Genomic DNA, 308 nt, shown 5'->3' on the forward strand with positions numbered 1-308 from the left:
GGCTACCGCACCGCCGAAGTGACCCTGGGCGGCGTGGATACCCGCGAAGTGTCGTCCAAGACCATGGAGTCGCTGAAAAGCCCCGGGCTGTACTTTATCGGCGAAGTGCTGGATGTCACCGGCCACCTGGGTGGCTTCAACTTCCAGTGGGCCTGGGCATCGGCCAACGCCGCAGCGCAGTTCGTGTAGAGTAGAATCCATTCAGCAGCACGGAACGCTTTTTGCTGGCCCGTGCCCAGCGCCGGAATCTGGGCCGCTTCGCGCCCCTTCGCGGGCATGCCCGCTCCCACGGGGTTTTGTGCAGTACC

At 64.3% G+C, this 308-nt stretch carries 1 protein-coding gene; it reads left to right on the top strand.

Annotated elements, in window-relative coordinates; translation table 11 throughout:
• The coding region (locus GYA94_RS27275) for an NAD(P)/FAD-dependent oxidoreductase (RefSeq protein WP_174824232.1) at positions 1 to 189 on the top strand (189 nt) is incomplete at its 5' end.
• Positions 190 to 308 lie beyond the last annotated feature (119 nt).

Source organism: Pseudomonas juntendi (assembly GCF_009932375.1).
In the GTDB taxonomy this organism is placed as follows: Bacteria; Pseudomonadota; Gammaproteobacteria; order Pseudomonadales; family Pseudomonadaceae; genus Aquipseudomonas; species Aquipseudomonas juntendi.